The sequence below is a fragment of the Mycobacterium sp. 852013-51886_SCH5428379 genome (assembly GCF_001665575.1).
Lineage (GTDB): Bacteria > Actinomycetota > Actinomycetes > Mycobacteriales > Mycobacteriaceae > Mycobacterium.
In genome coordinates this window covers 154,077-179,954 of the sequence record NZ_LZSU01000019.1, presented here as the reverse complement: position 1 = coordinate 179,954, position 25,878 = coordinate 154,077, and the positions used below count along the sequence as shown (strand labels likewise).

General features: G+C 70.9%; 25 protein-coding genes. 14 read left to right on the top strand and 11 right to left on the bottom strand.

The window, feature by feature from the left end:
• Nucleotides 1-90: 90 nt before the first annotated feature.
• The 4 genes from A5757_RS08245 to A5757_RS08230 form a co-directional block, all read right to left on the bottom strand.
• Complete coding sequence (locus A5757_RS08245; RefSeq protein ID WP_066831202.1) at nucleotides 91-552, bottom strand: GreA/GreB family elongation factor; 462 nt, start codon at nucleotides 550-552, stop codon at nucleotides 91-93.
• A 92-nt stretch (nucleotides 553-644) separates the two neighbouring features.
• Entirely contained in the window at nucleotides 645-1,895 is a 1,251-nt protein-coding gene (locus tag A5757_RS08240) for an FAD-binding oxidoreductase (protein WP_066831199.1), read from the bottom strand.
• Nucleotides 1,896-1,980: 85 nt separating this feature from the next.
• Nucleotides 1,981-3,549 carry a CdaR family transcriptional regulator gene (locus A5757_RS08235; RefSeq protein WP_066831196.1) on the bottom strand — a complete coding sequence of 523 codons (1,569 nt, stop codon included), beginning with the start codon at nucleotides 3,547-3,549 and terminating at the stop codon, nucleotides 1,981-1,983.
• 6 nt (nucleotides 3,550-3,555) lie between these two features.
• Nucleotides 3,556-4,122, bottom strand: coding sequence for a TetR/AcrR family transcriptional regulator (locus A5757_RS08230; RefSeq protein ID WP_066831193.1), 567 nt, complete (start codon nucleotides 4,120-4,122; stop codon nucleotides 3,556-3,558).
• 96 nt (nucleotides 4,123-4,218) lie between these two features.
• Here A5757_RS08230 and A5757_RS08225 point away from each other — a divergent pair, with 96 nt between their 5' ends.
• The 9 genes from A5757_RS08225 to ribD are packed head-to-tail and all read left to right on the top strand — an operon-like array spanning nucleotide 4,219 to nucleotide 14,349.
• Nucleotides 4,219-4,533 (top strand): hypothetical protein, encoded by a 315-nt coding sequence (locus A5757_RS08225; RefSeq protein ID WP_066831190.1) that lies wholly within the window; start codon nucleotides 4,219-4,221, stop codon nucleotides 4,531-4,533.
• A gap of 28 nt (nucleotides 4,534-4,561) precedes the next feature.
• Nucleotides 4,562-5,878 (top strand): acetamidase/formamidase family protein, encoded by a 1,317-nt coding sequence (locus A5757_RS08220; RefSeq protein ID WP_066831186.1) that lies wholly within the window; start codon nucleotides 4,562-4,564, stop codon nucleotides 5,876-5,878.
• A 42-nt stretch (nucleotides 5,879-5,920) separates the two neighbouring features.
• Entirely contained in the window at nucleotides 5,921-7,915 is a 1,995-nt protein-coding gene (locus A5757_RS08215) for a primosomal protein N' (protein ID WP_066831183.1), read from the top strand.
• Nucleotides 7,916-7,967: 52 nt separating this feature from the next.
• Nucleotides 7,968-9,794: a DUF2207 domain-containing protein gene (locus A5757_RS08210; RefSeq protein ID WP_066832270.1), complete on the top strand. Its 1,827-nt coding sequence runs from the start codon at nucleotides 7,968-7,970 to the stop codon at nucleotides 9,792-9,794.
• The gene (locus A5757_RS08205) at nucleotides 9,788-10,324 is read left to right on the top strand and encodes a LemA family protein (RefSeq protein WP_066831180.1); all 537 of its coding nucleotides are present in this window, start codon (nucleotides 9,788-9,790) and stop codon (nucleotides 10,322-10,324) included. The genes A5757_RS08210 and A5757_RS08205 overlap by 7 nt, the downstream gene beginning before the upstream one ends.
• 20 nt (nucleotides 10,325-10,344) lie before the next feature.
• Nucleotides 10,345-11,280: a methionyl-tRNA formyltransferase gene (gene fmt, locus A5757_RS08200; RefSeq protein ID WP_066831177.1), complete on the top strand. Its 936-nt coding sequence runs from the start codon at nucleotides 10,345-10,347 to the stop codon at nucleotides 11,278-11,280.
• On the top strand, nucleotides 11,277-12,650 hold the full coding sequence (locus tag A5757_RS08195; protein WP_066831174.1) for an RsmB/NOP family class I SAM-dependent RNA methyltransferase: 1,374 nt from the start codon (nucleotides 11,277-11,279) through the stop codon (nucleotides 12,648-12,650). The genes fmt and A5757_RS08195 overlap by 4 nt, the downstream gene beginning before the upstream one ends.
• A 5-nt stretch (nucleotides 12,651-12,655) precedes the next feature.
• The gene (gene rpe, locus A5757_RS08190) at nucleotides 12,656-13,333 is read left to right on the top strand and encodes a ribulose-phosphate 3-epimerase (RefSeq protein ID WP_066831171.1); all 678 of its coding nucleotides are present in this window, start codon (nucleotides 12,656-12,658) and stop codon (nucleotides 13,331-13,333) included.
• On the top strand, nucleotides 13,330-14,349 hold the full coding sequence (gene ribD, locus A5757_RS08185) for a bifunctional diaminohydroxyphosphoribosylaminopyrimidine deaminase/5-amino-6-(5-phosphoribosylamino)uracil reductase RibD (protein WP_066831168.1): 1,020 nt from the start codon (nucleotides 13,330-13,332) through the stop codon (nucleotides 14,347-14,349). The genes rpe and ribD overlap by 4 nt, the downstream gene beginning before the upstream one ends.
• On the opposite strand, the gene A5757_RS08180 is transcribed toward ribD, so the two are convergent.
• From A5757_RS08180 to A5757_RS08170, 3 genes are read right to left on the bottom strand one after another with little or no spacing between them, the layout of a single operon-like run.
• Nucleotides 14,350-15,525, bottom strand: coding sequence for a 3-dehydroquinate synthase II family protein (locus A5757_RS08180; protein ID WP_066831165.1), 1,176 nt, complete (start codon nucleotides 15,523-15,525; stop codon nucleotides 14,350-14,352).
• Nucleotides 15,526-15,542: 17 nt separating this feature from the next.
• Nucleotides 15,543-16,382 carry a 2-amino-3,7-dideoxy-D-threo-hept-6-ulosonate synthase gene (locus tag A5757_RS08175; protein ID WP_066831162.1) on the bottom strand — a complete coding sequence of 280 codons (840 nt, stop codon included), beginning with the start codon at nucleotides 16,380-16,382 and terminating at the stop codon, nucleotides 15,543-15,545.
• Nucleotides 16,383-16,390: 8 nt separating this feature from the next.
• Nucleotides 16,391-17,590 carry a 4-hydroxybenzoate 3-monooxygenase gene (locus A5757_RS08170; RefSeq protein ID WP_066831159.1) on the bottom strand — a complete coding sequence of 400 codons (1,200 nt, stop codon included), beginning with the start codon at nucleotides 17,588-17,590 and terminating at the stop codon, nucleotides 16,391-16,393.
• A gap of 275 nt (nucleotides 17,591-17,865) precedes the next feature.
• Here A5757_RS08170 and A5757_RS23130 point away from each other — a divergent pair, with 275 nt between their 5' ends.
• Nucleotides 17,866-18,027 (top strand): hypothetical protein, encoded by a 162-nt coding sequence (locus tag A5757_RS23130; protein WP_156618247.1) that lies wholly within the window; start codon nucleotides 17,866-17,868, stop codon nucleotides 18,025-18,027.
• 1 nt (nucleotide 18,028) lies between these two features.
• Here A5757_RS23130 and A5757_RS08165 read toward each other — a convergent pair whose 3' ends face one another.
• A complete protein-coding gene (locus tag A5757_RS08165) occupies nucleotides 18,029-19,675 on the bottom strand; it encodes an MFS transporter (RefSeq protein ID WP_066831156.1) in 1,647 nt (548 codons plus the stop codon).
• Nucleotides 19,675-20,382 (bottom strand): LppX_LprAFG lipoprotein, encoded by a 708-nt coding sequence (locus A5757_RS08160; RefSeq protein WP_066832268.1) that lies wholly within the window; start codon nucleotides 20,380-20,382, stop codon nucleotides 19,675-19,677. Before A5757_RS08160 ends, A5757_RS08165 begins: the two co-directional genes overlap by 1 nt.
• 67 nt (nucleotides 20,383-20,449) lie before the next feature.
• Here A5757_RS08160 and A5757_RS08155 point away from each other — a divergent pair, with 67 nt between their 5' ends.
• From A5757_RS08155 to A5757_RS08140, 4 genes are read left to right on the top strand one after another with little or no spacing between them, the layout of a single operon-like run.
• Entirely contained in the window at nucleotides 20,450-21,082 is a 633-nt protein-coding gene (locus tag A5757_RS08155) for a riboflavin synthase (protein ID WP_066831152.1), read from the top strand.
• A gap of 60 nt (nucleotides 21,083-21,142) precedes the next feature.
• The gene (locus A5757_RS08150) at nucleotides 21,143-22,459 is read left to right on the top strand and encodes a bifunctional 3,4-dihydroxy-2-butanone-4-phosphate synthase/GTP cyclohydrolase II (protein ID WP_066831149.1); all 1,317 of its coding nucleotides are present in this window, start codon (nucleotides 21,143-21,145) and stop codon (nucleotides 22,457-22,459) included.
• Nucleotides 22,456-22,938 (top strand): 6,7-dimethyl-8-ribityllumazine synthase, encoded by a 483-nt coding sequence (gene ribH / locus A5757_RS08145; RefSeq protein WP_066831146.1) that lies wholly within the window; start codon nucleotides 22,456-22,458, stop codon nucleotides 22,936-22,938. The genes A5757_RS08150 and ribH overlap by 4 nt, the downstream gene beginning before the upstream one ends.
• Nucleotides 22,935-23,396, top strand: coding sequence for a PH domain-containing protein (locus A5757_RS08140; RefSeq protein ID WP_066831143.1), 462 nt, complete (start codon nucleotides 22,935-22,937; stop codon nucleotides 23,394-23,396). The genes ribH and A5757_RS08140 overlap by 4 nt, the downstream gene beginning before the upstream one ends.
• Here the strand turns inward: A5757_RS08140 and A5757_RS08135 are convergent.
• Together A5757_RS08135 and A5757_RS08130 are read right to left on the bottom strand one after the other, a co-directional pair.
• The gene (locus A5757_RS08135) at nucleotides 23,382-23,846 is read right to left on the bottom strand and encodes a GNAT family N-acetyltransferase (protein WP_066831140.1); all 465 of its coding nucleotides are present in this window, start codon (nucleotides 23,844-23,846) and stop codon (nucleotides 23,382-23,384) included. The genes A5757_RS08140 and A5757_RS08135 overlap by 15 nt on opposite strands.
• Entirely contained in the window at nucleotides 23,843-25,807 is a 1,965-nt protein-coding gene (locus tag A5757_RS08130) for a gamma-glutamyltransferase family protein (protein WP_197497290.1), read from the bottom strand. The genes A5757_RS08135 and A5757_RS08130 overlap by 4 nt, the downstream gene beginning before the upstream one ends.
• Nucleotides 25,808-25,878 lie beyond the last annotated feature (71 nt).

The following is a 25,878-nucleotide window of genomic DNA, read 5'->3' as shown; positions in this document are numbered from 1 at the left end:
GTGTCCTTACCGTGCAGGGGAGGTGTTCCCGTGGTTACGGATCCATCGGCTTCGTAACCTAACACCCCCCCTGCACGGCGCGGATGCGTGTTAGCCGGCGTGGTCGTGCACGCCGTAGGGCACCGCCTTGAGCAAGGTCACCGGGATGGTGGCGCCGCTGGGCACCGTGTAGGTGCAGCTGGTGCCGACGCGGGCGCCCAGCAGCGCCGCGCCGAGCGGGGAGCTCAGTGAGTAGACCTCGAGGTCGCCGTAGGCCACGCCCCGCAGACCGAGCAGGAACGTCTCGGTGTCACCGGTCTCGTCGAAGCGCACGGTGAGCACCATGCCGGGTTCGGCCACCCCGTCGTCCGGCGGTTCGTCACCGACGGTGGCGTTGAGCAGCATGTCGTGGATGTGCTGGATGCGGGCCTGCCGGGCGCGCTGCACGGTCACCAGGTCCTCGGAGCTGTCGTCCAGCGCCTCGGTCGCGAGCAGGTGGCGCAGGGTCGCGAGTTCGTCCTGCAACTTCTGATAAGCCTGCGTTCCGATCCAATAGCGTTGTGCAACGGTCATTGTCAGCCTCCAGGTGGGTCGAGTGGTCAGATGCCGTCGTCAGGGGCGGGGCGATTCGCCGCCCCTGACGACTCGGTGCTGGTCTTTCGGTGTCAGCGCAGCGGGTCGAGCGGGCGAAGGCCCTCGGGTTGCTTGCCGGTGGTGATCTGCTCGGCCAGCAGACGGCCGGTCACCGGTCCGTGCGCCAGACCCCACATCCCGTGGCCGCCGGCGACGTACACGCCGCGGGTCACCGCACCGACCAGCGGACGGCCGTCGGAGCTGACAGGCCGGGAGCCGACCCATTCGTCGGTCCGCTCGTCCCAGCGCACCCCGTCGAGCAGCGGGGCGACCGAGGCGATGATCGCCTCGATGCGGGCCGGTACGGCCGGTTCGTCGGGTCCGCGGAACTCCATCGTGCCCGCCACCCGCAGACCGCCCCGGTAGGGCGTACACGCCACCCGCACCTCGGGGAGGTAGATCGGGGTCGGGACGGGTGCGTCGACAGGAACGGTGAACGAGTATCCGCGCCCGGCCTGGACGCGGGTCCGCATCCAGCGGCCGGCCAGCCGCGACAGCCAGGCGCCGGTGGCGACGACGGCGGCGTCGGCGCGCAGCGGCGGCAGGCCGTGGTCGGCGTACACCCGAACGCCGTCGGCGGCGGGCTGGACGTCGACGATCTCGCGGCGCAGGATCGCCCCGCCGCGGTCGATCACCGAACGAGCCAGGGCCTGGGTGAACCGGCCGGGGTCGACGTAGCGCTGACCGTCGATCTCGATGCCCGCCGTGATGGCGGGCGAAGCCAGCGGCACCTGCTCGGCGAGCCGCGCGCCGCTCAGCCGCGTGTAGGACGTCGGCTGGCCGGCCGACTGCATCCGGCAGATCTCGTCGACGAGATGACCTGCCTGCTGCGCGCCGGTGAAGACCGCCATGATCGGACCGTCGGTGGTCACCGCGTCGACCCCGTTGGCGGTCAGGACGTCGAACGCCTCGAGGCATTCCTCGTTGAACGGCAGGTTCGCGGCGACCGCGCGGTCCCAGGACGACATCCGGCAGTGGAACGCGAACCGCGCGAGGAAGGCAGCCAGGGAGAAGTCGGCCCGCAGCGGAATGTGCAGGGGTGCATGGGGATCGGCCAGCGACGCCACCCCGGCGGCCAGTGTGGCCGGGTGGTTGATCGGGATCGTCAGCGCCGGTGCGACCCAGCCGGCGTTACCCCAGGAGGACCCGGCGGCGACGCCCTCGCGGTCGACCACCGTGACATCGACACCGCGCTCCTGCAGGAACCACGCGGTCGACAGTCCGACGATGCCGGCGCCCACGACGATCGCCGAGCGCACATCGTCGAAACCCTCGCCGACCACGACTCACCTCCCTGCGGATACTCCTGTCCACATCGATGGTGGCAAGGAAACCCGCCTGGACCGTTGTCGCGGGGCGACAAGCCGATTAGGCGGGGCTGTCCGGAGGCGACAAATCGTCGGTTGCGGCGAGTTCCACGGTCATCGCCAGCCTTTTGCGGACGTCGTCGAGGTCTAGCGTCGTCACCTCGGCCATCCTGCGCATCCGGTAGCGGACGGTGTTCTCGTGCACGCCGAGCAGTTCACCGGCCTGGTGCAGGTCGCCCTGGGCGGCCAGCCACGCGCGCAGGGTGTCGACGTAACGGGTGGCGTGCCCGGCGTCGTGCCGGCGCAGATCGGCGATCGGTCCGCGCTGCGGTGCGCGGCCCGCCCGGGCGGCGACGCGCAGGCGCTGCAGCAGGATGTCGTCCCAGGACTCGTCGTAGGCGACGGCGTCGGCGGCGGCGGGCCGCAATTCGTGCAGGGCCAGGCATTCGTCGGCTTCGTCGCGGGCCGCGGGGATCTCCAGGACCGTTGCCGGGGCGCTGATCCCGGCCCGCACGGACATCCGGTCCGGCAGGGACGCGCGCAGGTCCGCGACCCAGTGGCGGGCGATCTCCACCGACGCGGTCGGCAGCACGGTGTAGACCGTGGCGCCGGCCAGTGCGCTGCGGCCGGGCCGCGACCAGCCGAACCCCGCCGTGGCCCGTTCGAAGACCTGCAGCAGCGCGGCGTGGCGCTGTTCGCCGACCGACGCCCGCAGCGCGATCACCCGAAGATCGGCGGCTGGCAACGCGAGCTTGCTGGCCACGGTCGACGCATCAGCGGTGCCGTCCAGCAGGCCGATCACCAGCTCGGACTCCACCTGCCGTTCCAGATCCGCGCTGGCCCGCGACCGCAGCAGGTGCAGGGCGACCATCCGGGCCCCGTCGGACAGGGCGCGCAGCTGCGGATCGGGCAACGTCTCCGGGCACGCCACCCACACCGAGCCGAGCAGTTGGCGCCCGGCGCGCGCGGCCACCACCATCCGGCCGGACAGCTCGTGTTCGGGAGCGGGCGGGATGAACAGCGGATCGTCGGATTCGGCGAGATGCTTGTGGACGCCGAGCTCGACGAACAGCGCGCGCAGCCGGTCCGGCGCCCGCCGGGCGAGGATTGTCTGCGCGCGGGCGCCGTCGGCGCCCTGCTGCAGCCGGGAGTAGGCGAGCACCTCCCAGTGCGGATCCTCGATCGTCACGGCGGCGCCGATCGCATCGCCCAGGCTGTCGGCCAGGGCGAACAGATCGGTCGGTCCGCGGCCGGATTCGGTCTCGCGGCCCTCCAGCACCAGTCCGTAGACGATCGCGGCCAGTTCACTCCAGGAGATCCCGGGGTCGACGACCATGACGGCCGGGGCGGCGGCGTCCATGGTCAGGTCCTGGACCGGGCCACCCGTCCCGTCGTGTTCGACCTGGCCGACGACGAGCACCACCGCGGCGCGGGCCGCCCGGGCCCACGCCACCGCGTCCTCCATCGACTCGGCACCGATCGCCAGCAGCACGTCACCGGTGACCACGCGCTCGTCGGTCTGCTCGTGCATGACCACGCTGCGCAGGGCGGTGGATCGCGGCACCGAGCAGGCCCGCAGCTGGACTCCGTAGCCGCCGAGCACGTTGATCAGCCGGTCCAAGGTGACCATGTGTGGCTACCTCCCGGCCGGTCGCGGTTCGGCGGCCACCGCCGGCCAGAACAGGTCGAACAACCGCTTCTCCCAGCCGTCGGTGATGCCCCCGGTGCGGGCCTGTTCGGCGAGGTAGGCGCCGACGATCGCGTCGAGCAGCGTGGTGCCGTCGGTGTCGGCCCGCAGGGCGCCGGCGGCCTTGCCGGCCTCGATCGCGGCGGTGAGGCGGTTGCGTCGGTCGACCAAGAGCTGCCGGAACAGCGCGGTGAACTCCGGGTCCGCGCCGGTCAGCATCGCTGCCACCCCGCCCAGTCCGACACCGTCCTCGACGTCCTGCACGGCGTGCTCGATCAGCCAGCGCAGCAGGTCCTGGGGCGTGGTCCGCGGATCCAGGGGAGTCGCGACCGGCAGCCGTGACAGGGCGTCGGAGAGCATCTGGCGCCGGTCGCTGTAGCGGCGGTAGATCGTCGTCTTGGCCACGCCGGACGCCGCCGCGACAGCCTCCACGGTGACCGACCCGGGCCCGCGGCTGCGCAGCAGGTCCAGCGTGGACGCTCCGATGCGGTCCTCGACGCTGCCGCGCTCGGTCATCGGTGGGACCGCCTCTCGCCGGGAATATCTGCCGCGCGAACAACGCTACACTGGGCGTAGCGCTACGATACGCGTAGCGTTCTGTAAGGAGGCTCCATGTTGACCCGTACCAGTTCGTCCGTCGTCACCGGTCTGGCCTACCTCGTCATGCTCACCAGCTTCGTCTGGTTGGGACTGTTCGTCGCGGCACTGGCCCACGGCAGCCAACTCGCCGCGCTGGCCGGCGCCGCGTTGGCCGCGTCGCTGGTGCTCGGCGTCGCCGGTTTCCGCGCCGCCGCCGCCAAGCGCGCCGAGGAGAACGAGGACGCGGGCCCGGACCACAAACTCACCATCTGGTCGAAGACGCTCGAGCCCGAGCAGGTCGACCGGTATCTCGAGGTAAACCGGGCGAAAACTCGCGCTAACGTCTAGGTAACCGGAGCTGCATAGGTTGCGCCCTATGCCTCAGATGGGACGCAGGGCATTCCTGCACACGGCCGCTGTCGGAGTAGGTGCGACGGCGGCCGTCGTCGCGTGTTCGAGACCGGAGTCCAAGGCGGAGGCGCCCGCGCCCCCGTACGCGTCGATCCCGGTCCTGCAGCCCGGTCAGGGGGATCGCAGCGGGGATCACTACCTGTCCTCGCTGCCCGATCAGGTGCTGTGGGGTTACGTCCCGACCGTGCACGCGACGCCCGTGCTGCGGATGCGCAGCGGCCAGACGGTCACCATCGACACGGTGTCGCACGAGGGCATCCTCGAAGACCAGGGCCGCAACCCCGTCGAGTACTTCGGCGGGAAGGGCGTCGGCGAATCCGACGTACTCGATGACGCGAAAGTCATTGCCGCTGAATACAATCGCACGCCCCGCGACTTCGCCAAGGACGGTCCGCACGTGGTGACCGGGCCGATCTTCGTCGAGGGCGCCGAACCCGGTGACGTGCTGAAGATCGAGACGCTGGAGACTATCCCGCGGGTGCCCTACGGAGTGGTGTCAAGCCGGCACGGCAAGGGCGCGCTCGGGCTGACCGCCGACAAGGCGGCGCCCGCAGGCATCTCGCTGGCCGAGGTGATGCCGCCGACCGGCACCGACGACCGGTCCGCACCCGATCCGACCCAGTGGGGAAGCGTGTCGGTGTTCACCCCGGTGCAGGACGGCCGCGGCGTGATGCCGGTCGGCGGCTCCAGCTCGGCGCGGTTCCCGCTCAACCCCTTCATGGGCGTGATGGGCGTCGCGTTCGCCCGCGACGAGGGGCTCAACCCGCCGAACGCCAACTCCATCCCGCCCACGATCGGCGGCGGAAACATCGACATCAAACACCTCGGCCCCGGGTCGACGTTCTACGTCCCGGTGTTCGCCCCCGGCGCGCTGTTCTACGTCGGCGACCCGCACATGGCGATGGGCGACGGTGAGGTGGCGCTGACCGCCATGGAGGGCTCGCTGCGCGGCACGTTCCGCCTCACGGTCTGCAAACCCGGATCCGGCGACGCCCCCAGCGTCGCCTACCACTACCCGTTCGCCGAGACCGCGCAGGCGTGGATCCCCATCGGACTGTCCGACCCCGACGGCGGCCAGGGCGGCGGACAGGGCAGCGATCTCAACATCGCGATGCGCCGGGCCGTCGTCAACGCCCTCGACTACCTGGAACACGACCGCGGCATGGACCGCGCGACGGCCTACGCCTATCTCTCGGCTGCGAGCGACTTCACCATCTCCCAGGTCGTGGACCGCACCGTCGGCGTGCACGGACAGATCTACAAGGAGCACTTCGCGCTGTAGGTGAGTGCTTCGCGCGTCGGGGCCGTCTGCTAGACCCACGGGGTGACCACGATCCGGCAGGCGGCCGAGCACGAACCGATCGCGCGCGTGCTGCCGATGCTGACGGTCCCGCACCTCGACCGCGAATTCGACTATCTCGTCCCCGCCGACTGCTCCGACGACGCCCAGCCCGGGGTACGGGTGCGGGTCCGCTTTCGCGGCCGCCTGGTCGACGCCTATCTGCTCGAACGCCGATCCCAGACCGACCACGTCGGCCAGCTCGGCTGGCTCGACCGTGTCGTCTCCGCCGAACCGGTGCTCACCCCCGACATCCGCAGGCTGACCGACGCCGTCGTCGCCCGCTACGCCGGCACCCGGCCCGACGTGCTGCGGCTGGCGCTGCCGCCCCGCCACGCCCGCGTCGAGAAGGAACCCGTGGCCGCGCCGCCGCCGCTGACGGTCGGACCGATCGACCGCACCGCGTGGGACGCCTATGCGCGCGCAGGGCAGTTCCTCACCGCGATCGAGGAGGGCCGCGCCGCCCGCGCCGTCTGGCAGGCGCTGCCCGGTGAGCGCTGGGCGGACCGTCTGGCCGAGGCCGCGGCCGTCGCCGCCGCGGCCGGTCGCGGCGTCCTGGCGATTCTGCCGGATCAGCGCGACGTCGACGCCCTGCACGCCGCGGTCGTCGCACTCCTCGGCGACGACCGGGTGGCGGCGCTGTCGGCCGGGCTGGGGCCCACGCAGCGCTACCGGCGCTGGCTGTCGGTGCTGCGCGGCGGCGCGCGCGTGGTGATCGGCACGCGCAGTGCGGTGTTCGCGCCGGTGTGCGATCTCGGGCTGGTGCTGGTGTGGGACGACGGCGACGATTCGCTCGCCGAACCGCGGGCCCCGTATCCGCACGCCCGTGAGGTGGCCATGTTGCGCGCGCACCAGCTGCGGTGCGCGGCCCTGATCGGTGGCTACGCGCGCACGGCCGAGGCCCAGGCGCTGGTGCGCAGCGGCTGGGCGCACGATCTGGTGGCCACCCGCGCGACGGTGCGGGCGGCGGCGCCGCGGGTGGTCGCGCTCGACGACGACGGCTTCGAACAGGAACGTGACCCCGCCGCCCGGACCGCGCGGCTGCCGTCGATGGCGCTGCGCGCGGCACGTTCCGCGCTCGACGGGGGACGGCCGGTGCTGGTGCAGGTGCCCCGGCGCGGCTACGTGCCCGCGCTGGCGTGTGCCCGCTGCCGTGCGATCGCCCGGTGCAGACACTGCACCGGTCCGCTGTCGCTGCCCGAACGCGGTGCCGCGGTGTGCCGGTGGTGCGGCCGCGACGAACCCCAACTACGTTGTGGGCGTTGCGGATCCGAATCGGTGCGCGCCGTGGTGGTGGGCGCCCGCCGCACCGCCGAGGAACTCGGCCGCGCCTTTCCCGGAACCCAGGTCATCACCTCCGGCGGCGACGCGATGGTCGCCGCCGTACCGGACCGCCCCGCCCTCGTCGTCGCCACGCCGGGTGCCGAACCGGTACCCGAGGCCGGATACGGCGCCGCCCTGCTCCTCGACGGGTGGGCACTGCTCGGCCGCCAGGATCTGCGCGCCGCCGAGGACACCCTGCGCCGCTGGATGGCCGCGGCCGCCCAGGTCCGCCCGCGATCCGACGGGGGAGTGGTCGCCGTGATCGCGGAGGCGGCGATCCCGACCGTGCAGTCGCTGATCCGCTGGGATCCGGTCGGCCACGCCGACCTCGAACTCGACGCCCGCGCCGAGGTGGGGCTGCCGCCCGCGGTCCACATCGCCGCCGTCGACGGCCCGTACGACGCGGTGACCGCGCTTCTCGCGACCGCCGAACTCCCCGAGGACGCCGAACCCCTCGGACCCGTCGACCTGCCGATCGGCGCCCGCAGGCCGCCCGGCATGACGGCCCAGCAGCCGGTGAGCCGGATGCTGGTCCGGGTGCCCCGGCAGCGCGGACTCGCCCTCGCGGCCGCGCTGCGCCGCGCGACCGGCGTCCTCAGCGCCCGCCACGACACCGATCCATCCCGCGTCCAGATCGACCCGTTGCACATAGGCTGAGCGCACATCCTGGCCAGAAAGCGAAGGGCCGATGTTCGAAGGGTAGGTGCCGGTGGGACGACTGATCGGCTGGTCGATCACAGTGGGGCTCGTCGCGATCGGGCTGCTGTGGCCGCTGGCGTCAGGTGGCGGGTCGGGCACCGCGGACCCGGTCGAGGATCCCGTGGTGATCACCGACTACCGGGCCGACTACGTCGTCGGCGACGACGGCGAACTCGAGGCCAAAGAGACCATCACGGGCCGGTTCCCCTCCGGCAGGCACGGCATCTTCCGCTATTGGGATGTCCTCAACCCCAATGACTCCCGCATCCGGCAGGTACCTGACATCGACTCGGTCTCCCTCGACGGCGGCCCCGTACCCTACGACCTGCTCTGGGAGGACGCCGACCGCTTCCGGGTCGCCAAGATCGGGGACCCGGACAGCACGCTGCCGTACGGCGAACACGTCTACGAGATCCGCTACACCATCCCCGGCGTGCTCGACCCCGGCGACACCGGCGCCGACCGGCGCTTCGCCGAGACCACCGGTGACCCGAACGCGGCGTCGGTCTTCTTCTGGAACGTCATCGCGCCGTCGTGGAACAACACCATCGAACGGGCCGACATCTCCATCGACCTGCCCGGAGACGTCACCGGCGCCCAGTGCAGTGTCGGCAGCGGCATCGGCCGGGCCTGCACCGGTCTGACCGTCACCGACGGCAATGTGCGGTTCCAGGCGCTGAACCTGCCGCCGCGCACCCCCGTCACCGTGCGCGCCGGCGTCGACATCCCGACACCCCCGCGCGCCGAACTGCCGTGGCCGTTCGAGTGGGACCGCATCGTCGGACGGTCCGCGTCGGGGCTGGTGACGATGCTCGCACTGGCCGCGGCGGCCGCCGCCGCGGCGCTGCTGTGGTCGCGCGCCGTCTGGGAGCGGCGCCCGCCGTTCCCGCTGCAGTACGCGCCGCCGCCGGGCATCGGCCCGGTCCAGGCCGAATACATCCGCACCGAGACGCTGCCCAAGGACGGCCTCATCGCCACCCTGCTGTACCTCGCCGAACGCGGTCTGGTGACGCTGCGCCAGGAAGGCGCGAAGAAGTGGACCGTGCGAGGCAAGGCGCAACGAGCCGAGTGGGCAGACCTCGACCCGGTGAGCATCGCCGTCGGATCGGCGCTGAAGGTCGATGCTCCGGGCTGGGAGTTCGACGCCAAGGGCAATGTCAGTGCGGGTCGCCGGCTCCAGAACGCCGGCACCGATATGGCCGCCGCCGCCAAGAAGTGGGCGTTCGACGAGGGTCTGATGGTGCACCGCCGATCCGAGTTGTGGCTGCGCAGCGCCAACGGCCTGGCGCTGATCGTCGCGGTGTGCGGCTTCTTCCGGTGGGGTCTGCCCGCGACCGGCTGGGCCCTGCCGTTCGTCGCCTTCTTCCTGTGCTCCGTGTCGTCCTGGGCGGGCGGCGTCGGCACCCGCCGGACCACCGCCGGACGCGAGCTGTGGTCGCGGGTCGGTGGGTTCCACCGGCTCATCTCGACCGATTCGGCCGAGACCCGGTTCGACTTCGCCGCCCGCAAGGACCTCTACACCGCCTACCTGCCGTACGCGGTGGCCGCGGGCACCGCCGCGCTGTGGGCGGCGAAGTATGAGACCGTGATGGGATCGCCTGCGCCCCAACCGGTCTGGTACCACACGTCGTCGTCGGATTCGGGCGGGTCGGATTCGGGCGGTTCCTTCGGCGCCGACGGCTCGTTCGACAGTTTCGAATCTGCGCTGACGTCGTCGATCAGCGCGTACACCGCCTCGCAGTCGTCGTCCTCGTCGAGCGGGAGCAGTAGCAGCAGCAGCTTCTCCGGCGGCGGTGGCGGCGGAGGCGGCGGCGGAGGAGGTGGCGGCTCGTGGTGAGTTTTCTGCTGGTGCTCGTGCTGGTCGTCGCCGTCGCGGCGCTACTCGTCTTCGTCACCGGGTACAACAGGCTGCGCTCGGCCGACATCCGGGTCGCCGAGGCGCTGGCCGGCATCGACGTGGAGCTGACCCGGCGGGCGTCGTTGATCCCCAGCCTCGTCCACACCGTGTCGACCTTCGCCGCCCACGAGAAGGCGATCCTCGACCACGTCACCTCCGCGCGGGCGGCCGTCACCGCCGCGACCACCGGCAGATCGGTCGCCCAGCGCTCCGCCGCGGAGGGGGAGCTGGACACCGCCGTCGGCCAGGTGCTGGCGCTGGGCCAGGCCTACCCGCAGCTCAACTCGTCGAACAACTTCCTCGATCTGCAGCGCAATCTCACCGAGACCGAGGACAAACTCGCCTTCGCCCGGCAGTACTACAACGACGCCGTCGCGACGTTGAACCGGACCGTCACCAGCATCCCGTGGATGTTCGTCGCCGGGCCCGCCGGGGTGTCCGAACGCGAGTACTACCAAACGCCGCGATGAGTGCTCCCTAGACTGTCGCGGTGCGCCTCGTCTTCGCCGGCACCCCCGAACCGGCCCTGCCCTCGCTGCAGCGGCTCATCGACTCGCCGCGCCACGACGTGGTCGCGGTGCTGACCCGCCCCGACGCGGCCGCCGGCCGGCGCGGTAAGCCCGCCCCCTCGCCGGTGGCCCGGCTGGCCCTCGACCACGGCATCCCGGTGCTGCGCCCGCCCAGACCGAACGCCGACGAATTCGTCGCCGAACTCGCCGAACTCGGTCCCGACTGCTGCGCCGTGGTGGCCTACGGCGCACTGCTGTCGCAGAAGCTGCTCGACGTCCCCGCCCACGGCTGGATCAACCTGCACTTCTCGCTGCTCCCGGCCTGGCGCGGCGCGGCACCCGTGCAGGCCGCGATCGCCGCGGGGGACACCGTGACCGGTGCCACCACGTTCCTCATCGAGCCGGCGCTGGACTCCGGCCCGGTGTACGGGGTGGTGACCGAGACCGTGCAACCCTCCGACACCTCCGGGGATCTCCTTGACCGCCTTGCTGTTTCAGGCGCGGCGTTGCTCGAGCGCACCCTCGACGGCATCGCCGACGCGACACTGCAGGCCGTCCCGCAGCCGGCCGACGGGGTGACCGTCGCGCCCAAGATCACCGTCGAGGAGGCGCGGGTGCGGTGGGATCTGCCCGCCCACGTGGTTGAGCGCCGAATCCGTTCGGTCACACCGGCTCCCGGCGCCTGGACACTCATCGGTGACCTGCGGGTCAAGCTCGGCCCCGTCACCATCGACGCCTCCGGCGCGACCGCTGCGCTGGAGCCCGGACAGCTCGACGTCGCGAAATCGGGGGTCCGCATCGGCACCGCGTCCGAGCCCGTGCTGCTCGGCACCGTCCAGCCCCCGGGAAAGAAGCCGATGAACGCCGCCGACTGGGCGCGCGGCGCCCGCCTCGACACCACGCAGAGGGCACAGTGACCCGGCCCCCGAAGCGCGGTCGACGCAGTCCGCTCGACCCCGCCCGCCAGGTCGCGTTCGACGTGCTGCGCGCGGTGTCCGAACGCGACGCCTACGCCAACCTCGCGCTGCCCGCCCTGCTGCACGAGCGCGGCATCACCGGGCGCGACGCCGCCTTCGCCACCGAACTCACCTACGGCACCTGCCGCAGTCGCGGTCTGCTCGACGCGATCATCGCCGCCGCGGCGGGCCGGCCCATCGAGCGGATCGACGCGGTGCTGCTGGAGCTGCTCCGGCTCGGGGCCTATCAGCTGCTGCGCACCCGGGTCGAACCGCACGCCGCGGTGTCCACCACCGTCGAGCAGGCCGGGATCGAGTTCGACACCACGCGAGCAGGTTTCGTCAACGGCGTGCTGCGCACGATCGGCCGCCGGGACGAGGCGTCGTGGGTGGCCGAACTCGCGCCGCCCGCCGACACCGACCCGGTCGGGCACATCGCATTCACCCACGCCCACCCCCGCTGGGTGGCCCAGGCCTTCACCGACGCCCTCGGTCCGCGCGCCGGGGAGCTCCGGGAGCTGTTGGCCAGTGACGACGCCCGCCCGGTCGTGCACCTCGCGGCGCGCCCGGGCGTCCTCGAGGCCCAGGAACTGGCCGAGGCGGTCGGCGGCACCGTCGGCCGGTATTCGCCCTACGCGGTGTACCTGGCCGGTGGCGATCCGGGCGGCCTGGAACCGGTCCGCGACGGGCGGGCGCTGGTGCAGGACGAAGGCAGCCAGCTGGTGGCCCGGGCCCTGACTTTGGCTCCGCTCGTCGGCGACGACACCGGTCGCTGGCTGGATCTGTGCTCCGGGCCCGGCGGTAAGACCGCCATGCTGGCCGCCCTGTCGCCGGGCCGGGTGACCGCCGTGGAACCCGCACCCCGGCGTGCCGAACTCGTCGAGGCGAACACCCGCGGGCTCGACGTCGAGGTGTTGCGCGTCGACGGCCGCGAACCGGGTCTGGAGCCGGGTTTCGACCGGGTGCTGGTCGACGCGCCGTGCACCGGGCTGGGCGCGCTACGGCGCAGGCCCGAGGCACGGTGGCGCCGCCAGCCAGGCGACGTGCCCGCTCTGGCCAAACTGCAGCGCGAGCTGCTGGCCTCGGCAATCCGGCTGACGCGGCCCGGCGGGGTGGTGCTCTACGCCACCTGTTCCCCGCACCTGGCCGAGACGGTCGGCGTGGTCGCCGACGCGCTGCGCCGCCACCCGGTGACCGCGCTGGACACCCGCCCGCTGTTCGCGCCCGCCGAGGACGTCGGGGCGCAGACCGGGGACAGCCCTTACGTCCAGCTGTGGCCGCACCGGCACGGCACCGACGCGATGTTCGCCGCGGCGCTGCAAGTAACCTGATCGGCATGCCGGCACCCCTGATAGCGCCCTCGATCCTGGCCGCCGACTTCGCCCGCCTGGCCGACGAGACCGCCGCGGTGGCGGGCGCGGACTGGTTGCACGTCGACGTGATGGACAACCACTTCGTGCCCAATCTGACCCTCGGGCTGCCGGTGGTCGAATCGCTGCTCAAAGTGACCGACATCCCGATGGACTGCCATCTGATGATCGAGGATCCGCAGCGTTGGGCGCCGCCCTACGCCGAGGCCGGCGCGTACAACGTGACGTTCCACGCCGAGGCCACCGACGACCCCGTCAAGGTCGCCCGCGACATCCGCGCCGCCGGTGCCAAGGCCGGCCTCGCGGTCAAACCGGGCACCCCGATCGAGCCGTACCTGGAGATCCTGCGCGACGTCGACACGCTGCTGGTGATGTCGGTCGAGCCCGGTTTCGGCGGACAGAAGTTCATCCCGGATGTGCTGTCGAAGGTGACCGCCGTGCGGCGCCTCGTCGACTCCGGTGAGCTGACCGTCCTGGTCGAGATCGACGGCGGCATCAACGCCGACACCATCGCCGCGGCCGCCGAGGCCGGGGTGGACTGCTTCGTGGCCGGATCGGCCGTCTACAGCGCCGACGATCCGGCCGAAGCCGTGAAGGCGCTGCGCCGCAGCGCCGCGGGGGCGTCCCAGCATCTGACCCTATGAGCGAGGCGGACGCCATCGCCGCAGCCATGCGGCTGGCCGTCGAGCAGTCCGACCGCGTCAAGGGGTCGACCTATCCGAACCCGCCCGTCGGCGCGGTGATCCTCGACGCCGACGGCGCCGTCGCCGGCGTCGGCGCCACCCAGCCCGTCGGGGGAGCGCACGCCGAGGTGATGGCGCTGCGCCGGGCCGGGACGCGCGCCGCGGGCGGTACCGCCGTCGTCACGCTGGAACCGTGCCCGCACCACGGGCGAACCCCGCCGTGCGTCGACGCGCTGCTCGCCGCGGGCATCGGATCCGTGGTGTACGCAGTGGCCGATCCCAACCCGGTGGCTGCCGGCGGCGCGCAGCGCCTCGCCGAGGCGGGTGTGCAGGTCACCGGCGGTGTGCTCGCCGACGAGGTGTCCGGCGGACCGCTGCGCGAGTGGCTGCACCGCCAGCGCACCGGATTGCCGCACGTGACATGGAAGTTCGCGACGAGCGTGGACGGCCGCAGCGCCGCCACCGACGGCAGCAGCCAGTGGATCACCAGTGACGCCGCCCGCGCCGACGTGCACCGGCGCCGTGCGGTCGTCGACGCGATCATCGTCGGCACCGGCACGGTTCTGGTCGACGATCCCGCGCTGACGGCGCGGCGGCCCGACGGCAGCCTGCACGAGCGTCAACCGCTGCGGGTGGTGGTGGGCCACCGCGAGATCTCCCCGGATGCCCGCGTCCTCGACGAGAAATCCCGCACCATGGTGATTCGCACGCACGATCCGCTCGAGGTGCTGCGGGCGCTGTCCGACCGCACCGATGTGCTGCTCGAAGGCGGTCCGACCCTGGCCGGGGCCTTCCTGCGGGCCGGGGCGATCGACCGGATCATCGCCTACGTGGCGCCGATTCTGCTCGGGGGGCCGATCACCGCGGTCGACGACGTCGGGGTGCCCACCATCGCGCAGGCGCAGCGGTGGCGGTTCGACGGCATCAGCCCGATCGGGCCGGACGTGATGCTGTCGCTGGTGCCGGGATCGGTCTGATCAGCGCTCGTCGCAGAATTCGGAGATCGGCAGTCCGACGTGCCGCGAGGCCGTCGGCACGTAGCCGAGCAGCGTATCGCCGGGCTTCAGCTCGGTGACGTTGTTGACGGTCATTCCCGGTCCGAGCAGCCGCACGTGCCAGTCGTCCTGGGCGATCACGTTGATGGTCGCGCCGCCGGGGGTGGTGGCGTTGATCGAGATCAGCGGCCGCCGTTCGATCTTCACCCGGCCGATGCGCACCTCGCGCACACTGCCGTCGGTGCGCACGGCCAGGATCGGCTGGCCGGCGCGCAGTTCGCTGACATAGCGGGTGCGGTTGTCGGGGGTCAGCACGTAGGAGTGCACCGCGCCGGCGTTCCACCGGAACGGCCGCGTGGGCATGTACGGCAGCGGGTGGGTTTCGCTGCAGGACAGGAACATTCCGGTGGCGAAAGAGCCGATCAGGCAGCCCTCGTCGAGTTCGAGCAGCGAGCAGGTGTCGATGCAGGCCCGCTCACCCATGCCGATGTGCTCCACCGACGACACCGTCAGCTCGACGAGGTCGAGGTGGCCGGGCCGGTCCTCGACCAGGCGCGCCAGCGTGGCGACATCGTCGGGGCCGGTCGGCGCCAGCAGCAGGCCGTCGCTGCCGTGTTCGAGAACCAACTTGACGATCTCGGCGTCCTGGATGTCGTCGACGACCGTGATGGTGCGCCCGCCCGAGTTCTCCGCCGCGGCGATGACGATCTCCAGCGGGATCTTGGTGGGGTCGGTGAACGTCAGCACGGTCCACGCGACCTGCCGCACCACCGAGCACGCGTCGTGCAGGGTGGCCGCGTCGGAGACGACCACGTGGACCCCCCGTTCGACACGACGCTCAGCGCCGGATCGAAACGCACCGGCGGGCGCCGAATCACCGAGGATCAGATCGACGTCGCGCGGGTCGGCGTCGGCGGCGCCGGTCGCGAGGATGCGCCGGATGGTCGGCGGCAGCTCGGCCAGCACTGACGTGTCGTCACTGACGATTCCGTCGACGCGCTGGTGGATCGCCGCCTCGACGACCGCGGTACGCAGCTCGTCGGAGAGCCCCCGCACGTCGATCCACGCAAAATGGCCGGCGCGGGCCTGCGGCGCGGAACGCTCGGCGGCGGCCAGGGGAGTGATGTGGTCGGTGACGATGTCGGTCACGTCGGTCATGCGAAAGTCGGTCCTGTCTAAGCGGATTCGAGTGCCGCGGTGAGCGGCGCCGTGGTCAGTGCCTGCGGGGCGTGCAACCGGCCGGTGAGCTCGGCGGCGACGCGGCGCGGGTTGTCCGCGTCGAAGATCAGCCGGCCGAAGCTCAGGCCGGCCACGCGGGACTCGGCGACCTCGCTGCCGAACGCGATCGCTTCGTCGTCCGAGCTGACGGTGGGTCCCCCGGCGACCAGAATCGGCAACGGGCAGGTGTCGACGACGCGGTTCATCCCCGCCACCGACCCGGCGTAGTCGAGTTTGACCATGTCGGCGCCGAGATCGGTGGCGATGGCGGCCAGATGGCAGAGGGTCTCCACGATCTCGGTGCGCGATCCCATCTCCGGGCCCCTGGCGTACATCATCGCCAGCAGCGGCACACCGAGGGTTTCGCACTCCGAGGCCACCGCGCCGAGATCCGTGAGCTGCCGGGCCTCGGTCGGCGATCCGACGTTGACGTGCACGCTGACCGCGTCGGCGCCGAGGCGCAGACATTCCTCGACCGAACCGACGAGCACCTTGGAGGTGCGGTCCAGGGACAAATCCGTGCCCGCGGACAGGTGCACGATCAGTGCCATGTCCGCGAAGCGGCCCGGGTCGATGGTGCGGGCGCGGCCTTTGTGGACCACGACCGCGTCGGCGCCGGCGGCGGCCAGCAGGCCTGCCGTGCGGTCGGCATGGTCGCCGCCACCGAGCGGACCGATCGTGACCGAGTGGTCCATCGGCACCACCAGTGCCCGACCGGACTCCGGATGGAAGATGCGGGACAACCGAATCCGGGTGCCGGTATTCGCGCGATGATGCCGGCTACGCAAGTCGAACATCTCTTCTCCTAGTAGTCCCACGGCGTCGGGAAGGGGAGGCCGAGGTAGACCTCGCCGAGCGCCTGTCGTTCGGCGGGAGAGCTGACCCACCGCTGCAGCCGTGCCCGCCGCAGCTCCCACTCGAGCGGATCGTCGCTGAACCGGTGCAGCACCTCGGTGAGGGTGGCGGCGAACGACTGGACCTGCCAGGTCCGCGCGAGCGCGGTGTCACTGTAAGCGTCGAGGTGGGCTCTTGTGGGGCCTCCCTTTTCACGGCTCGCGTAGTACGCGCCGAGCGCGTGGGACAGCACGCAGGCATCCGAGACCGCCATGTTGAGCCCTTTGGCGCCGGTCGGCGGCACGATGTGGGCGGCGTCGCCGACGAGGAACAGCGAGCCGTACTGCATGGGGATGATGACGCTGCTGCGCAGCGCCGAGACGCCCCTGTCCACGATGGGGCCGGTTTCCAGATCGCCGGCGTCGTCGCTCGCGCTGCGGCGCAGCAGTTCCTTCCAGATCCGCTCGTCGGGCCAGTCCCATACCTCGGTGCCGGGCGGCACCTGAAGGTACTGCCGGCTGATTCGGGGTCCGCGCATGCTGTGTAGCGCGAGTCCGTCCGGATGCACCGAGTACATCCCCTCCTCGGCCACCGGGGTGCTGTGGGCCAGGATGCCCAGCCAGGCCGCGGGATACGTCCGGGAGTACTCCGTGGTGGCGCCTGCGGGCAGCACGGACCGGCTCACCCCGTGCTGACCGTCGCAGCCGGCGACGAAATCGGCGTCGAGGGTGTGTCGCCTGCCGTCGGCGACGTAGGTGACCTGGGGCCGCACGGATTCGACCCCGGCGATGGTGACGTCGTCGGCGTCGAACACCAGCGGCGCTCCGGAGGCGATCCGGGCGTCGATGAGGTCGGCGACGATCTCGCTCTGTCCGTAGACGTAGGCGTGGCGGCCGGAGTCGGCGTGGAAGTCCAGATGGTGGGTGCGGTGGTCGAAGCGCAGATAGAAACCGTTGTGGACGAGCGCCTCGCGGGCCAGTCGGTCGCCGACGCCGATCGCGCCGAGCAGGTCGACGGTCACCTGTTCGAGGACGCCCGCGCGGACCCGGGCGGTGACGTGTTCCCGCGAGCGACGTTCGACGATCACGCTGTCGATGCCCTGTAGGTGCAACATCTGCCCGAGCGCGAGGCCCGCGGGCCCGGCACCGATGATGGCCACCTGGCAGCGCACCGCACCTCCTGGGATCGGGAACGTGACCCAAACTAAGGCGAGGCTAACTTAAGAAGGTGACCGTTGTCATATCTGGCGACCAGCGAATCCGCTCGACCTCGCAGTATGCGTCATTCGGTGGGAATGGCGACGGTCCCGGCGACGTTGGCAAAGTCGACGCGGACGCTCCGTGTCCCGCGGAGAAGTGGAACGCCGGTGTACCAACCCGTAGACTCGTCCCGAAGCGCCTTCACCGAAGTCTGCGCACCGCGAGAGCAGAACATAGGGAGAACAGCGTGACCGCACTTGCCGACTGGCTGAGCCTGCCCCCGGGGACCCCGGAAACCGTCCGATCGTTCCTGCGCGACCCCTTGCGCGCGGTGTTGCCGAGCAGAGACGACGATCGTGACGAAGTCACCGAGATCCCGCTGATGGACTCGGGTCTGGAGCGCTGCTAGCTCAGGGCTCCGGCAGGTGGTGCCGACCGGCCTGCGGCGGCGCCTGACGCGGTATCGCCTGCGTGGGCGCCGACATGCCGTGTACGTCGATGAACTCCGTCGGCGGATCATCGTCGTCGACGGACGCCCCGGTGGCCGGATCGTCGGCATGCTCGTCCTTACCGGCGATCAGCAACCCCAGGAAGGCGCCCACGACGCACACCACCACGGTGGCGATGAAGATGTCGCCGTACTGCATCACGTAGGCGGTCCGGTAGCGGTCCGCTTCGGCGGCCAGTCGTTCGGCCAGGGTGTTCGCCCCCGGCGGGAACGGCAGCGTCTGCAGGTACTGGTTGAGCCGGTACAGACCCCACGCCGTCAATCCGGCCAGGCCGATCAGCATGCCGATCATCCGGGCGACGACGACCGCGGCCGAGGCGATGCCGTGCTGTGCTGCGGGCACCACCCGCAGGGTCGCCGACGTGAGCGGCCCGATGACCAGGCCCAGCCCGATGCCGGCGATCGCCAGATCGGTATCGAGCACCGGCAGCGTGAACAGACCGAGGTCGTGGCGCGCGGAGAGCAGATCCACCGGCCACATCGAGATCAGCCAGTAGCCGCCCGCCGCGATCAACAGACCCACGAACGTGACGATGCGGTCGCCGACCCGGCTGGCGATCCAGCCGCCGATGACCGCGCCGATCGGCAGCGCGATCAGGAAGCGCAGCAGGAGCAGCACCGCGTCGGTCTGATCCTTGCCGAGTATGCCCTGACCGAAGAGTTCGACGTTGACCAGCGTCACCATCAGTGCCGCACCCGCGCACAGCGAGGCACCCAGCGCCGCCAGGAACGGCCGGAAGTGCACCCCGGCCGGTTCGATCAGCCGGGTGCGGGCGAACCGCTCCCAGACGAAGAAGGCGACCAGGACCACGATCGCGCCGAGCAGCATCGGCAGCCCGTAGTCGGGCAGGATCTTCTTCCCGTCGGGCGCCGGGTTGTAGAGGCCGACGACGATCAGACCCAGCGCGATGGCCAGCAGTACGCCACCGACCACGTCGACCTTCTCCGGCTGGTCGGATTTCAACCGGGCCGGCAGGCTGAAGTGGATCATCACCATCGCGATCAGGGCCATCGGCACGTTGATCCAGAACACGTCGCGCCAGGTGTTCAGCGCGGCCACCACCGCGATGCCGTACAGCGGGCCGAGCACGCTACCGAGCTCCTGGGCGGCGCCGATCCCGCCTAGCACCGAGGCCCGGTTGCGGGTCGCCCACAGATCCGCCGCCAGCGCCAGGGTCACCGGTAGCAGCGCGCCGCTGGCGCAGCCCTGGATGAAGCGGCCGATGACCATGGGGGTCAGATCGTTCGACAGTGCCGTGACGACGGACCCGATGGCGAATCCGGCCAGGCTGAGTTGCAGCACCATCTTGCGGCCGAACCGGTCGGAGGTGCGGCCGAGCAGGGGCATCGCGGCGATGTAGCCGAGCAGATACCCGGTGATGATCGGCGTGACGCGCTGCAGCTGGTTCACCGCGATACCGATGTCCATCATGATGTCGCGGATGATCGCGATCACCACGTAGGTGTCGAGGGCACCGAGCAGTACGGCCAGGCCGCCGGCGCTGATCGCGATGCGCCTGCTGCGCCCCGTGTCCTGGGCGGTCGACATCAGACGGCGGGCTTGGTGACGGTGACCTGCTTACCCCAGTCCGACAGCGTCATCGTGACGCTGTTGCCCGGGGTGGGCTCGAGTTTGACCTGCACCAGATCGTGCGAACCGTCCTCGCGGACCCACGCGGTGGCGGGGACCGGACCCGTGGCCTGCAGCTGCGGGGCGATCGCGTTGACGGCCTCGGCGGTCACCGTGCCGGTCAGCCGGACAGTGCCGACGCCGTTGAGGGTCTCGCGGCCGTCGGCCTTGGGATCGGAGAAGTTGGCCAGCACGTTGGCCAGGCCCTTATCCGGGCTCAGGATCGATGCGATGTCGTAGATGTCGACGGCCGGACCGAAGTCCTGGAAGCTGCCTGCGGTGATCGCGCCGTAGAGGATGCCGTCGACCACCACGAACTGCACGCCCTCGAGGCGCTGGCCGAGGAACACGATGTTGGCCGATCCGGTGGCGGCGACCGCCGGGCTGTTGGTCAGATCGCCCTCGAGCGATTCGATCGGCAGCTCGGGGAAGCTGCCCTGCACGCTCAGCTGCAGGTGCACGCTCTGCAGATCCCGGGTGGTCTGCGTCGCGTCGGACAGCAGCGGCGCCGCCTCGGGCAGCGGCTCGCTGGATTCCGATGACGACGAACACCCGGCGACGAACATCGCGGCGGCGAGGAGAACGGCGATCAGGGCCTGGGCGGCATGGCGTGGGCTCGTCGGCATGAGTGCATCGTAGAGGGTCTGTACGTCCACTCCGGGGTGCCACCGAGCCCGGGCATAGGCTGACGTGATGTTCACCGGAATCGTCGAAGAGGTCGGCGAGGTCGTCGGCAAACAGGATCTGGCCGACTCCGCGCGCCTGGTCATCCGCGGCCCCGTGGTCACCGCCGACGCCGGGCACGGTGACTCCATCGCGGTCAACGGCGTCTGTCTGACGGTTGTCGAGGTGCTGCCCGACGGGGTGTTCAGTGCCGACGTGATGGGCGAGACCCTCGACCGGTCCAGTCTGGGCGCGGTAGGAGTGGGCAGTCACGTCAACCTCGAGCGCGCCGCCGCGGTCAACAGCCGCCTCGGTGGACACATCGTCCAGGGCCACGTCGACGGCACCGGTCATGTGATTGCGCGCACACCCTCCGAACACTGGGAAGTGGTGCGGATCGCCCTGCCGCCGGAGCTTTCGCGTTACGTGGTGGAGAAGGGTTCCATCACCGTCGACGGGGTGTCGCTGACGGTCTCTTCCGTGTCTTCTGTCGCTGGCACAGCGGATTCCGACTGGTTCGAGGTATCGCTGATCCCCACCACGCTGGGCCTGACCACCCTGGGCTCGGCCCCGGTCGGCACCCCGGTCAATCTGGAGGTCGACGTGATCGCCAAGTACGTCGAACGGTTGATGAGCAGGCCGGCCGGTGGCGGCGCGCAATAATCGTCGTTTTCCGTTGGTTCATACTGGGAGGCGAGTACTCCTGAGCAAGGGTGGCAGACAATGACCAGGCTCGATTCGGTCGAACGGGCGATCGCGGACATCGCGGCAGGTAAGGCCGTCGTCGTGATCGACGACGAGGACCGCGAGAACGAAGGCGATCTGATCTTCGCCGCCGAGAAGGCCACCCCCGAACTCGTCGCGTTCATGGTGCGCTACACCTCCGGGTATCTGTGCGTGCCGTTGGACGGTGCGATCTGCGACCGGCTCGGTCTGCTGCCGATGTATGCGGTGAACCAGGACAAGCACCAGACCGCCTACACCGTCACCGTCGACGCGAAAAAAGGTGTGGGAACTGGCATTTCGGCAATGGACCGGGCCACCACGATGCGTCTGCTCGCCGACCCGGAGGCCGTTGCCGACGACTTCACCAAGCCTGGCCACGTGGTCCCGCTACGCGCCAAGGACGGCGGCGTGCTGCGCCGCCCCGGCCACACCGAGGCCGCCGTCGACCTGGCCCGGCTGGCCGGCCTGCAACCCGCCGGCGCGATCTGCGAGATCGTCAGCCAGAAGGACGAGGGCGCGATGGCCCAGACCGACGAGCTGCGGGTCTTCGCCGACGACCACGACCTGGCGCTGATCTCGATCGCCGACCTGATCGAATGGCGGCGCAAACACGAGAAGCACATCGAGCGCATCGCCGAGGCGCGGATTCCGACCCGGCACGGCCCGTTCCGCGCGGTCGGCTACACCAGCGTCTACGAGGACGTCGAACACGTGGCCCTGGTGCGCGGAGATGTCGCCGGGCCGCAGGGTGACGGACACGACGTGCTGGTGCGCGTGCACTCCGAATGCCTCACCGGCGACGTGTTCGGGTCGCGGCGCTGCGACTGCGGTCCGCAGCTTGACGCGGCGATGGCCATGGTGGCCCGTGAGGGCCGCGGAGTGGTGCTCTACATGCGGGGCCACGAGGGCCGCGGCATCGGGCTGATGCACAAGTTGCAGGCCTACCAGCTGCAGGACGCCGGCGACGACACCGTCGACGCGAACCTCAAACTGGGGCTGCCCGCCGACGCCCGCGACTACGGCATCGGCGCCCAGATCCTCGTCGACCTGGGCGTGCGGTCGATGCGGCTGCTGACGAACAACCCCGCCAAACGGGTCGGGCTGGACGGGTACGGCCTGCACATCATCGAGCGGGTTCCGCTGCCGGTGCGGGTCAACTCCGAGAACATCCGCTATCTGATGACCAAACGCGATCGCATGGGCCACGATCTGACCGGCCTCGACGAATACGACGAAGCCACCAGCATGGACGATTTCGACGAGGGTGTGTACCTGCTCGGTGAGCGCAGGCCCGATCTGGGCGGTGCCCGTTGAGCGGCGGCGCAGGGATCCCCGACCTACCGGACCTCGACGCCTCCGAACTCAAACTCGGCATCGTCGCGAGCACCTGGCACGAGAAGATCTGTGACGCACTGCTCGAGGGTGCCCGCCGGGTGTCCACCGACGCCGGAGTGACCGAGCCGACGGTGGTCCGGGTGCTCGGCGCCATCGAGATTCCCGTCGTGGCACAGGCGCTCGCGGCCGACCACGATGCGGTCGTCGCGCTGGGCGTCGTGATCCGTGGTCAGACACCGCATTTCGACTACGTGTGTGACGCCGTCACCCAGGGGCTGACGCGGGTGTCGCTGGACGCCTCGACCCCGGTCGCCAACGGCGTGCTGACCACCGACACCGAACAGCAAGCGCTCGATCGGGCGGGTCTGCCCGGTTCGGCCGAGGACAAGGGCGCCCAGGCCGCGGCCGCCGCGCTGTCGACCGCGCTGACGCTGCGGGATCTGCGCGAGCGATCATGACCGTCGACCGAACGCCGGAGTGGGAGCTGGAGATCCGGCCGAAGCTCACGCCGTACTTCGCCTACGCCGCCGCGGCTCTCATCGTCGCCGTTCACGTCGCGGTCGGCCTGTTACTGAAGGTCGGCTCCAGCGGGGTGATCTTCCAGACCGCCGACCAGGTGGCGATCGCGCTGGTCGGCTGCATCATCGGCGCTGTGGTGCTGCTGTTCGCCCGGCCGCGGTTGCGCGCGGGGGCCGCCGGGGTGGCGGTGCGAAACCTGTGGTCCGACCGCGTGATCAGGTGGGCCGACGTGGAGGGGGTGTCGTTCCCGCGCGGCGCGCGCTGGGCCCGGCTCGATCTCCCCGACGACGAGTACATCCCGCTGATGGCGATCCAGTCCGTCGACAAGCTGCGCGCCGTGGAGGCGATGGAACGGCTGCGCGAGACCATGGCGCGGTATCACTCACACAGTCAGTGACATCGCCAGTTCGCGGCGCGGTCCGACGGTCGCGGCCGCGACCCTGAACCCCGCCTTCTCGTAGATTCCGCGCGCCACGTCGTTGTCCGGCGCCACCCGCAGCGTCACGGTGTGCACGTGCTTGCTGCGCGCCCACTGCACCGCCGCGTCGAGCAGATCGCCGGCCAGCCCGAGGCCGCGGGCCTCGGGTGCCAGCCACAGCGAGTACAGATACACCGAATCCACCGACTGGTGCTGCGCGCTGATCAGTCCCATCGGCCGTTCGTCGACCAGCACGGTGAACGCGACGTGGTCGCGCAGCCGCCGTCGCCACTGGGCGGCGGTGAACGACGCCTCCCGGCGGTACTGCGGATCGGTCGGGCCGAGCGAATCGGTCAGCGCCTGCAGTCGGATGACGGCGAACACCTGCCAGTCCGCCTCGGTCAGCCGCGCCACCCGGGTGACCGTCACGCACCCGCCTGCCGGGGGTCGCCCATCACCATGCCCTCACGCCGGGGGTCGGCGCCCCCGATCCAGCCGTCCTGTTCGCGGACGATCGCGGACAGTCCGCTGGACTGGTCGGCGAAGTCGACGACGTGGCCGAGTCTGCGCAGACCCGTGATCAGGGGATCGTGATCGCCGTCATCGCTGATGTCGACGTCCGGGTGCTCGCCGCCGACGTTGGTCTCCGGAGTGTTGGCGGCGCCGAAATCGACCATACCCACGGCCTGCTGGGGATCCAGACCCCAATCCAGCAGTCCCACCGCCGTTTTCACGACGAACTGGATGATCACCGAACCGCCGGGCGATCCGAGCACCGCGTACAGCGGACCGCGCGTCCCGGGTGGGCCCGGGGGCGCCGGGTCGAACACCAGCATGGGGGACATGGTGCTGCGCGGCCGCTTTCCCGGCTGCAGCCGGTTGGCCACCGGGACCTGGTCCGGCCCGACGGGTTCGGCGGAGAAATCGGTGAGCTGGTTGTTGAGCAGGAAACCGTCGACCATGTGGAACGAGCCGAACGCCGATTCGACGGTGGTGGTCAGCGAGGCGGCATTGCCGTACGAGTCGACGATGCTGACCTGGCTGGTGCCGTGCTCGGGGGGTTGAGGGACCGGCGCGGCCGGCGGCCCGAACTCGCCGGGCCGGGCGGTGCCCATACTGCGCTGCGGATTGATCAGCGCCGACCGGCCGGCGAGGTACTGGCTGTTCAGCAGCGCATCGGGATTGCCGCCGGGCAGTTCGACGAAATCGGTGTCGGCCACATACCGGTCGCGGTCGGCGTAGGCGAGGCGTTCGGCCTCGGAGATCAGATGTACACCCAGCACCGCGGGATGGCCGCCGTTGAGGTCGATGTCGGTCGGCCGGTGCTCACCCATGTCGAAGCGTTCGATCATCCCGAGCGTGGCCAGCACGGCGATCCCGCCCGACGACGGCGGCGGCATCCCGCAGACGTCCTTACCGCGGTACGGGCGGCACAGCGGAGTGCGGACCTTGGCGGTGTAACCGGCGAGATCCTCGAGCGTCATCGCGCCGGGCGTGCGGCCGCCGGACGCATCGGCGACGGCCTCGACGATCGAATCGGCGATCGGCCCGGTGTAGAAGGCGTCGGGTCCGTCGGTGGCGATGGCGCCCAGCGTCTTCGCGTACGCCGGGTTCGTCACCCGGCTGCCCGGGGTCTTCGCACCGCCGTCGGCGTTGAGGAAGTAGGCGGCGGCCGCCCGGTCGACACGCAGTTCGTCGCGGCTGTCGGCGATGGCGGCGGCGAGTCGGGGGCTGATGTCGAAACCGTCGTCGGCGAGCCGGACCGCCGGGCCGAACAGCTCCCGCCACGCCGTCTTGCCGTGGGCGGCGTGCACGTCGGCCAGCATGCGCACGATGCCGGGAACGCCGATCGACCGGCCGGAGGCCCGCGCGTCGGGTTTGGGCGCGGTGCGGTCGGTGTCGCTGATCCAGCGCAGATAGTTCTCCGTGGCGGCGGCCGGCGCGGTCTCTCGCCCGTCGTAGGCCTGCACGGCGCCGGAGGCGGCGTCGAAGTAGAGCAGGAACCCGCCTCCGCCGATGCCCGAGGACTGAGGTTCGACCAGGCCCAGCATGGCCTGTGCGGTGACCAGGGCGTCTGCCGCGGTGCCGCCGTCGCGCAACACCCGGCAGGCGGCCTGACTCGCCAGCGGATTCGCGGTTGCGACCGAGTACCGCGCGGTCCGCACCGGTGTCATGTCCTTGCGGTAGCCGGTGGTGATCTCCGGATTCTCGGCCAGGCTGCCCCCGGCGCGAGCGGTCGACGTCTTGGGGGTCGGTGTGCCGTTGGACACGATCTCGCAGGGCGGATCGGGCGGCGCGGACCGTCGCTCGTTCGCCGCGCAGCCCGCCACGAGCAGCGTCAGAGTCGCGAGCGCAGCGGTGACCTTCCGGGTCGGCACCGTATTCCGCACCTCTCGAAGGTAGCTGAGGGCCCCGCGACCTGTCCGGAACTCCCGTCGGTATTGAACAGTAACCTTGTCCA

Excerpts from the sequence above, each read along its gene's own strand:
- A5757_RS08245 (WP_066831202.1), bottom strand. The coding sequence starts at position 552 with ATGACCGTTGCACAACGCTATTGGATCGGAACGCAGGCTTATCAGAAG.
- A5757_RS08235 (WP_066831196.1), bottom strand. The coding sequence starts at position 3,549 with ATGGTCACCTTGGACCGGCTGATCAACGTGCTCGGCGGCTACGGAGTC.
- A5757_RS08230 (WP_066831193.1), bottom strand. The coding sequence starts at position 4,122 with ATGACCGAGCGCGGCAGCGTCGAGGACCGCATCGGAGCGTCCACGCTG.
- A5757_RS08225 (WP_066831190.1), top strand. The coding sequence starts at position 4,219 with ATGTTGACCCGTACCAGTTCGTCCGTCGTCACCGGTCTGGCCTACCTC.
- A5757_RS08220 (WP_066831186.1), top strand. The coding sequence starts at position 4,562 with ATGCCTCAGATGGGACGCAGGGCATTCCTGCACACGGCCGCTGTCGGA.
- rpe (WP_066831171.1), top strand. The coding sequence starts at position 12,656 with ATGCCGGCACCCCTGATAGCGCCCTCGATCCTGGCCGCCGACTTCGCC.
- ribD (WP_066831168.1), top strand. The coding sequence starts at position 13,330 with ATGAGCGAGGCGGACGCCATCGCCGCAGCCATGCGGCTGGCCGTCGAG.
- A5757_RS08180 (WP_066831165.1), bottom strand. The coding sequence starts at position 15,525 with ATGACCGACGTGACCGACATCGTCACCGACCACATCACTCCCCTGGCC.
- A5757_RS08175 (WP_066831162.1), bottom strand. The coding sequence starts at position 16,382 with ATGTTCGACTTGCGTAGCCGGCATCATCGCGCGAATACCGGCACCCGG.
- A5757_RS08165 (WP_066831156.1), bottom strand. The coding sequence starts at position 19,675 with ATGTCGACCGCCCAGGACACGGGGCGCAGCAGGCGCATCGCGATCAGC.
- A5757_RS08160 (WP_066832268.1), bottom strand. The coding sequence starts at position 20,382 with ATGCCGACGAGCCCACGCCATGCCGCCCAGGCCCTGATCGCCGTTCTC.
- A5757_RS08155 (WP_066831152.1), top strand. The coding sequence starts at position 20,450 with ATGTTCACCGGAATCGTCGAAGAGGTCGGCGAGGTCGTCGGCAAACAG.
- A5757_RS08150 (WP_066831149.1), top strand. The coding sequence starts at position 21,143 with ATGACCAGGCTCGATTCGGTCGAACGGGCGATCGCGGACATCGCGGCA.
- A5757_RS08140 (WP_066831143.1), top strand. The coding sequence starts at position 22,935 with ATGACCGTCGACCGAACGCCGGAGTGGGAGCTGGAGATCCGGCCGAAG.